Genomic DNA, 9851 nt, shown 5'->3' on the forward strand with positions numbered 1-9851 from the left:
CCGTGGGTTATACCCTAAGAGCAAACCACCCTTTTTAAGGGTGGTTCTGATTTGGAGCGCCTCCGCATGCGGAAGCTGCGTCCCGGAATCCAGCCTCGGAACGGGATTAACTTTCCCAACGGGGCCGCATGCGGAAACTGCGTCCCGGAATCGTGCCTCAGAATGGGATGTGTTTTCCGCTGGCCGGCCGTTTGGAAAGCGCATCCCAGTTTGAGTGTTTATTCCGGGATGCGGTTTCCGCTGAAGGACTCAACCGGAAAGCCTGTCCAGCTCTGAGACGGGATTCCGGGACACGCTTTCCGCCAGGCCCGCCATCCGGAAAGCGCATCCCGTTTTGAGTGTCCAGGCTGGGACGCGCTTTCCGTTGGCGTGGCCGTTGGGAAAACGCGGCCCAGATAGGGGGGATGCGATTCGGCGATGCGTGGCCTAGCAGCTCCTACAGGTCCACCTCGCTGAGCCATGTCGGCAGCGCGGTCTGCCGGATGCCTGCCGTCTGCAGCTTTTTGGCGAGCATTCCTGTCGAGCGGACCTCGTTCATGGTAAAGCGCAGCAGAGGGTGACCGTAGAGCGATAGGTGCGCCTCGCGCTGTCGTTCGGCAACGAGCACCTCGGCGGTGGTGCGTCCGGCCAGCATGGTCTGGTCGGTATATTTGATGAGCCCGTCGAGCTCGCCCAGTGTGAGTTCCCGCGCCTGGCGCTCCCAGGCAAAGTCCGTTCGTATGGGCTTGGCCGAATCGAAGGGGTCCGTCAGCTCGTATTGAAGCCAGTCGGGCGCAAAGCCCGTCTCGATCATGACGGCTCGGGCGACCGATTCCCCGCCGCTCTCGGCGCGGACGTCGGCATATCGAAGCGTTGTGAGGGCGGTGCGAATCGCGCGACCATTGCGTGCAGTCGCTCGTTGCTCCACGGCCTCCATCAGCTGTTCCGGCGCAAGGCCGAGCTTTGAGATCGTCGAATCGGCAATGGGCATGCCGTCGGCAAAACCAGTTTGCAGCAGGCAATCTGTGGCCGTTTGGATGGGCGGCGTTACCGATATGCCGGCTCTGCGTATTGCTCCGGCCGGCTCAATCTGGTGTCGCTGAATATGTGCGCCCGGACGAGCCGACGGCTTTGTCGAGCTGCAAACATGCACGACGTTCAGGTGTCGCCACGAGACCTCGAGCCCCAGCAGGCAAGCTGCCGAAAACGAGCAGAACGTCCAATCGGGATGGATGATCGCAAGGGCGCGGATAATCTCGCAATGGCGTTGCGCTCGGTTGAGTTCATCCCAGCGCGTTTTTCGCGCAAACAACCCCGGAATGGGCGAGACAACCGTGCCGCCGGTGCGCCGAAGGAGCGCTTTTCGGATCGCCGCGCTCGGGGGAATCAGACAGCGCCCCTCTTGCTCGGCTTGAGTGAGCAGTTGGTCGATGAGCTGGTCATTGCAATGGGTCATGAGCTACCGCCTCCTTTTGGGTAGCAAAAACGTATCAGCTGGAACTTGCCGCTCAGCTGACCAAAAGCTGACCAAAATCTAACCATGCAGGTAGATGACCTGCTTTTGGCGACATATTTCTTGTTTGAATCGGTGGGTGGTAATCGGCGACCGTGAACGGTAGCTAGATATGAAGTCTTGGTAAGTTTCGGGACGTGTACTTTTTGAAAAAGAGCATTCTATCTGCTGTTTTGTGTTTCTGGATCGCATATTTGAAGGCATGTGATAAGGGCGGCGGACTGTCGCCTTGTACCTGAGGAAACCGTGACCCGGAATTGCCGCTCGGAACGGGACAAGCTTTCCGGAACAGCCCTCAACCGGAAACTGCGTCCCGGATTCGACGCTCAGAATGGGATTCGCTTTCCGGTAGAAGTTTCAGCGGAAACCGCATCCCAGAATTCAGGCTCAGAACGGGACACGCTTTCCGGATGGCATGCTTGGCGGAAACTACGGCCCAGTTTTTGGCTCCAGAACGGGATACATTTTCCGGAACGGTCCACGTGCGGGGGTGTACCGCCCCTTTTGCGTGCGCCGCTTGTCGAATTGCGTTATAGCTAGCTATATTATAGGAAGGTATAATATAGCTAGCTATAACGCAAAGGAAGGATGGCCCTATGTTTATCGGAAGAACAGTGAAAATGTCCGAGCTCAATCGACTGTATGGCACGGGCTCCTTTGAAATGCCTGTGATTTACGGCCGCCGTCGCGTGGGTAAAACGCGTCTTATCACAGAGTTTATCCAAGGCAAGAAGGCTATTTACTTTCAAGCTCGTCGTACCAATGCAGTGGCAAACCTGCACGGCTTTAGCCAGGCGTTACTTGCGGGTTCGGTTGGTGCTGCAGGTGTGTCGTTTCGTAGTTTTGACGAGGCGTTCGATGCGTTGGCCACCATGGCTCGCACGGAACGTTTGATTGTCGTGATTGACGAGTATCCCTATCTCGCCCAATCGAATCCCGAGATCAGCTCGTTGCTGCAAGACAAGATCGATCACTTGTACAAAGAGACCAAGCTCATGCTTATCCTGTGCGGGTCGTCGCTTTCGTTCATGGAAGAGCAGGTGCTGGGCTACGAGAGTCCGCTATACGGTAGGCGTACGGCCCAGTTTAAGATCATGCCGCTGGATTTTACGACGACCCTCGGCTTGTGGCAGAGCATGGGTCGCGAAGACGCTGCGGTTTGCTATGGCATGACGGGCGGCATTCCTGCATATATCGAGAAAGTCGATCCTACCGTATCGCTCGAGGACAACATCAAACGTCTTTTTCTTACTCCTACGGGCTATCTCTTTGAGGAGCCGAGTAACCTGCTATTGCAAGAGTGCCGCAATCCCGAGCAATATGATGCGATCGTGCAAGCAATTGCCCAGGGGCGCTCGAAGATCTCAGAGATTGCGAGCTCTATGGGAATCCCTGCGAGCAACGTAAAGAGCTATGTGGATAAGCTGGCGTCGCTTGGGATTGTCGAGCGCGAGCTGCCCCTAAACGAGACGAGCAATAAGCGAGCCGTGTATCTGCTGAGCGACCAGATGTTTAGGTTCTGGTACAAGTTTGTGCCGCAGAACATTGGGCTGATTCAAAACGATATGGCCGAGATGGCGTATAGGCGCATTGAGCCGCACGTATCGGATTACATGGGTACGGTCTTTGAGCTTATATGCAGACAATACGTGTACGAACTCGCACGCGCGGGCGAACTTGGTGTGGTGCCGGCAACAGTTGGCCGTTGGTGGGGAACGGACAATCGGATGCGTACGCAGGAAGAGATCGATTTGATTGTCGACGACGGAGAGGGCGCGGCGCTCTTTGCGGAGTGCAAATGGCGTAACGAACCGGCAGGCGAGGATGTTCTGGAAAAGCTCGTGTACCGAAGCGAGCTCTTTAGGCGTCAGCATAAAAGCTACGTGATCTTCTCGAAGCGTGGCTTTACGCAAGGATGTCAGGAAGCTGCGGCGAGCAGGGGAGATACCAAGCTGATTTCGTTTGCCGAGATGTGCGAGCGGAGATAACCAAGCGCGCTCTGATGTGATTGCTCGGAATGGGTCGCGCTAAGGATGCCAAGCGTAAAACCTACAATGAAAATGGCGTAAAAACTACATTGAGAACGGCGTAAAAACAGCATTGAGAATGGCGTAATTTCGTATATCGCATGATCGCCCGAGCTTGCACACGGCCTTTTGCGAGCTCTTGCCATGAACGAGAGCCAGGCTGTCACGTACAAGACGCTCATAAAGGACGCCTCGTACGGTGAGACGGGCCCCGACGAGAGGACCATCGCTGCGCACCTGGATCTCTTCAACAGGCTCAAGCTGACCGAGGACCTGTGCGGATGGGAGCCATCGAGGTCAAGCTGAGTGATGCGAAAGCAGACGATGGAGCGAGAAATCTCAAGGCGCTGGAGAGGAAAGTGCTCTCCAATCCTGCCGCCCAGAATGCCGCGCCGGCGTTTTTGGCGGTCGTGGTTGGAAAGGGGAGCATTGCCTACACACGCGACGACGGCGTGGCGGTGATCCCCATGGCGGCACTTGGGGCGTAGTGGTTTTGCGGGCGTGCCGTGCTTCCTTTACCGAAAATCCATTTGGTAAACCAGATGCTCGCGGATAGAATAAAGTTGACGGCAGCCCAAGTTCTGGAGAGCTGGGAAACGCCGTTGCTTGGTCAAGAGGTCGGTGCCTTAATGGCAGCGACTTGTTATGCTTCGAATGCTGCTTGAGTGCCTCGGAAAGTTCGATAAGCGCCGTGAAGAGCGAGACCAAAGCAACCAAGAGCTCTACGAGCTCTGATGGGCCCGGGATGACCTCTGATTCAAGTCACCGGGCCTCAATCTTTTTCATCCATTTGAATAGAGCGGGCGACTCTCTTGGGGCCATCTGCATGGCGCGTGCCTGGCGCGCGTGGCACAGCATCCCATTTTTGTGTCCGCACGGGTGGCTACGCTTACCGCAACGTAGCCATTCGTGGAAAGGACGGATGTCATGGCAACGGATAAGACCGGTTATGTGAGCGTTGGCGCCGAGATAGAGGACGAGGTTATGCCCGACCGCGTGATCTTTAGCATTGGCTTTGGTGGTCGCCGCACCACCAAGGAATCGTGCCTGGAGGATTACAACACCGATCGCGCCCGCGTAGCCGCCGCGCTGGCGCCCTTTGGTTTGGATAGCGAATTAACATGCTGTCGGTACACTTGTTATGCGCAGATGACGCGCAAGAAGGCGACGATTGTGGGCTACAACTACTATGCGTACGGTACGGTTGCCGCGCCTGTCGATTCGACTGACTTTGCTGCTGTGTGGACCGCACTCAATACCTGCGAGTCACATGCCGACATGAGCATTCGATTTGAGTTGGCGGATCAGCGCGCGGCGGAAGACGCCCTGATTGCCCGTGCGGTTGAACGTGCTCGCGGCAACGCGCAGGCACTTGCCGTTGCGGCGGGGTCTATGCTGGGCGGCGTCAAGCATATCTCGTATAACAGTCGGGCGGCGGGCTATGGTCGAACATACTGTGTTGCCGCGTGTGCTCCCGATGGGGCGTCCGGAGGCTCCGAGGAGACGGTGCTGGAGCCAGAGCCTATCGAGGTCGAGTGCTCCGTGGATATGGAATGGTGGCTGGAGTAGGAAGCAGGTGCTGAGCGGCTGAGGGACCGAGGCTTCGCTACCGAAAAAACCATTTGTTAAACTCAATGTCCGTGGGTAGAATAAGGTCGACGGCAGCCCAAGTTGTGGATAGCTGGGCAGCGCCGTTACTTCGATTAAGGGGTCAATGCCTTAACGGCGTCGACCCCTCTTCTTTTGCTTCGTACGCTGCTTAAGTGCCTCGGAAAGTCCGATAAGCGCCGTGAGGAGCGAGACCAAAGCGGTCAGGAGCTTCACGAAATCAATCAGATCGGTCATGGGCATCACCTCCCGTCGCATGGAGGGCGCTGCCCGGCACATGGAGGGCGCTGCCCGGCACATGGAACTGCCGTCAACAACTGCCATTCAATCAAAGCGCGGTCATAAATACGAATATATGTTCGATAATAACAGCAACGTGATTCCCTCGAATAGCAGCCTTTCGTAAGGGCGGCAGAAGACGGCGCTGGGCGATTGGGGCTAGACGCGCAGGTCTTCGTCACCGAAAGCCCGTTTGATTAACCAGCCCTCTGTAGGTACACTGCATATTGATGGGCCCGGGATGACCGCTGATTCAAGTCACCGGGCCTAAATCTTTTCATCCATTTGAATAGAGCGGGCGACTCTCTTGGGGCCGTCTGCATGGCGTGTGATTAGCGCGTGGTATTGCGCCCAGCTTTCATGTCCGCGCGGCCACCTATCCTTACGGCAATGTAGCCGCTTATGTAACAAGCGGCAAGCAACGGAGAAAGGCCCTAACCGTGTCAGCTGAAAAGACGCCGTGTATCTCGGCTATCGATACGACGAACTTTGCGCGCCAGATTGTGCTGGACTTTGAGTTTGCGCCGGTGCCAAAGCAGCGCCAGCGCCGTGGGCTGCGCAATGAGATTATCGAGGTCGGCGCCGTTAAGCTCGATTACCACGGCAACGTTATGGGCGAGTTCTCGCAGTTTGTGCAGACGGAATTTACCGAAGGCGTTGCGTATCCCGTCCGCGAGCTCACGGGGATATCGGCCGTGGACACCGCGATGGCCGATCTGCTCTACATGGTGATAAAAAGGCTCAGCGATTGGATCGGTCGCTACTCCGCCCAGGTGGTCTGTTGGAGCGGTGCGGACCGTCGGCAGCTTTTGACCGAGTGCCAGGCAAAGCACATCGACCTTTCCACATTTCCTACGGACTGGGCCGACCTGCAGGCGTTTTACACCTCGATCATGGACGTTGGCAGCCACGGGCGCGTCTCGTTGGGCGACGCGGCAACGTGGTTCGGCATCGAGTTTGACGAGTCGACGGGCCATGCCCACAGCGCCCTAGCCGATGCGCGCGTGACCGCCAAGCTGCTCAAGCAGGTGATGGACGGGGACTATCACGTGAGTCCGCGCGCCCAAGAAGTCCGCCAACGTTGGGGGATGGGCGAGCGGGCCCAGACACGCCTCTCTAGCAAGTGCCCCGAGCTGGGCGACCTGCTGCTGAAGCTGAAGGCGGCGGGAAGGTAGGGGCGTTAGCTGTCTGCATGGCGCGTGCCTGTCGCGTATCGTTACTCTTCCTGCTGCTTGGCAGGCAAGATGTAGACGTTCTCGGCGTCCACGGCGATCTGCGCGGGGCGGTTGTAGAGGGTGTCGATCTCCTTTACGCTCTGCTTGAACGGCGTGACGTCGGGCGTCTTTGCCTGATGGAGCTTTTCGAGGAGTTTCTCGGATTGCTTGTCGTTGAACTTTCCGATGCTCTCTCCTGCGCCTTCGAGCGCCTCGTCGATGAGTGTATGGTCGCCCACGGGGGTCTTTGCGATGGCGTGACCGAGCAATTTGCCCGCGGACGCGATACCGCCCAGCAGTGCCGCATCGACGGTGTCGACAGCCCCGCTTCGAGTGCGTTGTAGCAGTCGGTGTAGAGCTCGCGGTACGCGATCGAATCAGCCTCGATCTTCGCAGTGGCGTCCGCGAGCTTTGCGGGCTCGAAGTTCTGGGCGAGCATGGGTTCGAGGAACAGCGAGAACGCGTGGATGTAGGTGGCGAGCTGGCAGTCTTTGAGGTAGTCGAGCACCTTGTCGAGGCGTCTGCCCAAGCCGTCTCGCACCTCGATGAACCCTTTCTTTTTCAGATCCGCCTGTGCCTGCGAGCGGAAGAGTTCCATGTCCTGCGCGGACGACTGCTTGATGTCGAGCACCTTCATATGGGCGTTTGCCATGTAGGTGGCGTTGCCGTAGTTGAGGCCGTAACCGTTGAGGATGTCTGCGAGCGTCTTGAGGTTGCCACGCATGTTGGCCTTGTCGCGCTGACGCATGTACTCGAACATTTCGTCGACGGACTCCTGGATGGAGTCGAGCTTTTGGTTTATCTGCGCGATTGCGGCTGCCATGAATAGCGATGTTGGATCGTAAGGCACCTGCGTGACGCTCGTGGCGATGTCGCCCTCGACTACGTGGAAGCGCGCCTGCCCAAGGCCCTTGGCGGCGTCGCGGTAGCCCCCTGTGAGACCGCTGCCGTCCTTGAACGTGTTGAGTTTCGACGGATCGAGCGGGTTACCATATTTGTCAGTCGCCTGGAGCAGCGTGGGCACGCTCACCGTGTTGGTGACGGTGCGAAACATCGAGGGGAGCGAGGCGAACGCCACGCCGAGTTGGGGAATTCGCTCGAGCGGTAGCTTGATGGCGCCGGAGACGTCCACCCGCTTCTGAGTGAGCGCGAGGTGGATTTTGGTCGATGCGAGCTGTTTTGCCACGAGCTCCTCTCGGCCGTCGTTCGCCGAGGGTTTGGTCTCGTTGTCTGCCATAGCGCGCTCCTTGCTTACGTTGATAGTCGTGGGCATTATCTCATCGCCTGGTGGCTTGCTAGAGCGGGGTAGAGGCCGAGCGTCTGGCGAAACTCGTTAACTGATTGCATTTCAGCGGATTGGGTTGATTATAAGAGAAGGACGGCTATCCATCTGCCCTTCCCAGTTGAGTTCGCTTTGAGCTACTGTTCGTGCCTATGCTGCTTGGGCTCAAGCCTTCTCGCTGCCGTGAAGCAGGCCGTGGCCGCCATGGCCAATGCGATGCTGGCCATCCAAGTGGAGTCGCCGGTTGCAGCGAGCTTTGGTTCATCGGCTGTCGTGCGTCCCGACTTTTTTGTAGCCGCCTCGTCGGCGTCCTTTTCAGGAGTGGCAGGATCACTTTTGTTGTCGCCGGGTGAATCTACGTCGGTCTTTCCGCCCGCCTGCTCCCCTTGGGCCTTCCCCTCCACGGTGAAGGACGCATCGGTCGCCGTCCCGTCCTTCCAGACGGCCGTGACGGTGTGTCCGCCGCCGGCGAGCGTGTCCAGGTAGGACGGCCTGAGCTCGATAATCGTGCTGCCCCTGGTTGCGGTGTAGTTCTCGGCGGAGACCTCAGTTCCGTCCACGAGGAGACGCGTGAACTCATCGAGAGGACCGCTGAAGCGGAAGGTCAGACCGGCCTCGCCGTCCTTTGCATACGCCTGCCCGTCGCCCTTGGTGGCGGCATACAGCGGAGCGGTCACGTCGAAGGTGACGTCCCCCGCGTCGTCGACATCAAAGGTCTGAACGCCGGTCTTGCCGTTACGCTCGGCGTAGGCGGAGCTGTAGACGAAGGTCTCGTGGCCCGTCTTGTCGAGGACCGCGAGGGCTTGGATTTCAAACGAGCCCATCGAGAGCGACGTGGGGAACTCGATTTCGATATAGCCCCTTGCCGCATCGTAGCTGCAGCTCAACGTTTTGCGGGTCTTTAAAGAGTTCGGGTCCTCGACATAGCCGGGGTCGCCGAGGATCGGGGAGACAGACTTTACGCCGTCCGCGTCGCCTACATTGCAATAGATACGGAGGATCCCGCCGACGGGGACCCTCTTCGCGGAGATGGAAACGTTCGAGACCGTGGGCGGGTTCCGGTCGATCGCGCTGCCGGTCACCTCGAAGCACAGCTCGCTCGGGTCGCCAACCGAGAAAGTCGCGCCCGAAATGCCGTTGGCCCTGGCGTAGGAACTCTCGTACACATCGGTCTCGAACCCTAGGCCATCGGTGACCGAAAGGCCGATCAGCCTGTGCCTTCCGATCCTATTGCTGTCGAATGTGAGGTCAAACCCGTCGATAGACGAGCCTCCGTGATAATAGGCTGACGAAACAGAGCAGCCGTCGTCCGAATTCTCCCAGCCCTGCCGCAGTATGGGGGAAACGGAGCGAACGCCGTCGGCATCGGAGACGGTCCAAGAGATGTGGAGGTCGGCACCGGTTGCGACCTCCCTGCTCGAGAGCGACACGGAGGACACGGTCGGCGGGTTTTGGTCCTCGGGTCCCTCGGTCACCTCATACTCGAGGGGGTCGGTGGTGAAGGTCGGACAGTCGAGCCCCTTCTCCTCGGCATACGTCGTGTCGTAGACATCGGTAACCCATCCAAGACTATCGGTCACGCCGAGGCCGATGATCCGGTACCTGCAGGGCCGGTCGCTCGGGGAGGTGGAGATATCGAAGCCCGCGGTCGTGTTGCCGGTCGACGAGAAGGCGAGACGGGAACTGATTCCATGGTCTCCGGTATCGTTTTCGACAAGGACTTCGACTATGGGCGTGACGGACCGTACCCCGTCAGGGTCATCGACGCTATAGCCGACATGCAGCGTGGAGCCGGCCGTGACTGTCGTCGCGGATATCGTCACGTTGGAGATGCTGGGCGGGTTCGGGTCCGACGCGGCTAGGGCGGTTGAGGGCAAAGCAAGCGCTACGGTGGCGGACAGACACTATGACCCAATCCGAGGGCACGGAAACGACAGGAGCCCCCGCTC

8 protein-coding genes are annotated in these 9851 nt (G+C 58.5%); 4 read left to right on the forward strand and 4 right to left on the reverse strand.

The genetic code is table 11. The features are described 5' to 3' along the window. Positions 1-436: 436 nt before the first annotated feature. On the reverse strand, positions 437-1435 hold the full coding sequence (locus DXC52_RS09485; protein ID WP_117747057.1) for a hypothetical protein: 999 nt from the start codon (positions 1433-1435) through the stop codon (positions 437-439). Between the two features lie 653 nt (positions 1436-2088). Between DXC52_RS09485 and DXC52_RS09490 the strand changes: the two genes are divergently transcribed. From DXC52_RS09490 to DXC52_RS09500, 3 genes are all read left to right on the forward strand, one after another. Then, on the forward strand, positions 2089-3480 hold the full coding sequence (locus DXC52_RS09490) for an ATP-binding protein (protein ID WP_117747058.1): 1392 nt from the start codon (positions 2089-2091) through the stop codon (positions 3478-3480). Positions 3481-3800: 320 nt separating this feature from the next. After that, positions 3801-4007 (forward strand): hypothetical protein, encoded by a 207-nt coding sequence (locus tag DXC52_RS09495; RefSeq protein ID WP_117734342.1) that lies wholly within the window; start codon positions 3801-3803, stop codon positions 4005-4007. Between the two features lie 439 nt (positions 4008-4446). After that, complete coding sequence (locus DXC52_RS09500; protein ID WP_117747059.1) at positions 4447-5088, forward strand: SIMPL domain-containing protein; 642 nt, start codon at positions 4447-4449, stop codon at positions 5086-5088. 150 nt (positions 5089-5238) lie between these two features. Here DXC52_RS09500 and DXC52_RS10360 read toward each other — a convergent pair whose 3' ends face one another. Further along, positions 5239-5364 carry a hypothetical protein gene (locus DXC52_RS10360; RefSeq protein ID WP_255412934.1) on the reverse strand — a complete coding sequence of 42 codons (126 nt, stop codon included), beginning with the start codon at positions 5362-5364 and terminating at the stop codon, positions 5239-5241. 482 nt (positions 5365-5846) lie between these two features. On the opposite strand from DXC52_RS10360, the gene DXC52_RS09505 reads away from it, so the two are divergent. Then, on the forward strand, positions 5847-6581 hold the full coding sequence (locus tag DXC52_RS09505; RefSeq protein WP_158554645.1) for a 3'-5' exonuclease: 735 nt from the start codon (positions 5847-5849) through the stop codon (positions 6579-6581). A gap of 133 nt (positions 6582-6714) precedes the next feature. Here DXC52_RS09505 and DXC52_RS09510 read toward each other — a convergent pair whose 3' ends face one another. Together DXC52_RS09510 and DXC52_RS09515 are read right to left on the reverse strand one after the other, a co-directional pair. Continuing rightward, positions 6715-7857 (reverse strand): hypothetical protein, encoded by a 1143-nt coding sequence (locus DXC52_RS09510; protein WP_117747061.1) that lies wholly within the window; start codon positions 7855-7857, stop codon positions 6715-6717. A gap of 182 nt (positions 7858-8039) precedes the next feature. Then, positions 8040-9779 (reverse strand): hypothetical protein, encoded by a 1740-nt coding sequence (locus DXC52_RS09515; RefSeq protein WP_117747062.1) that lies wholly within the window; start codon positions 9777-9779, stop codon positions 8040-8042. Positions 9780-9851 lie beyond the last annotated feature (72 nt).

It is taken from the genome of Collinsella sp. TF05-9AC (assembly GCF_003438495.1).
GTDB lineage: Bacteria > Actinomycetota > Coriobacteriia > Coriobacteriales > Coriobacteriaceae > Collinsella.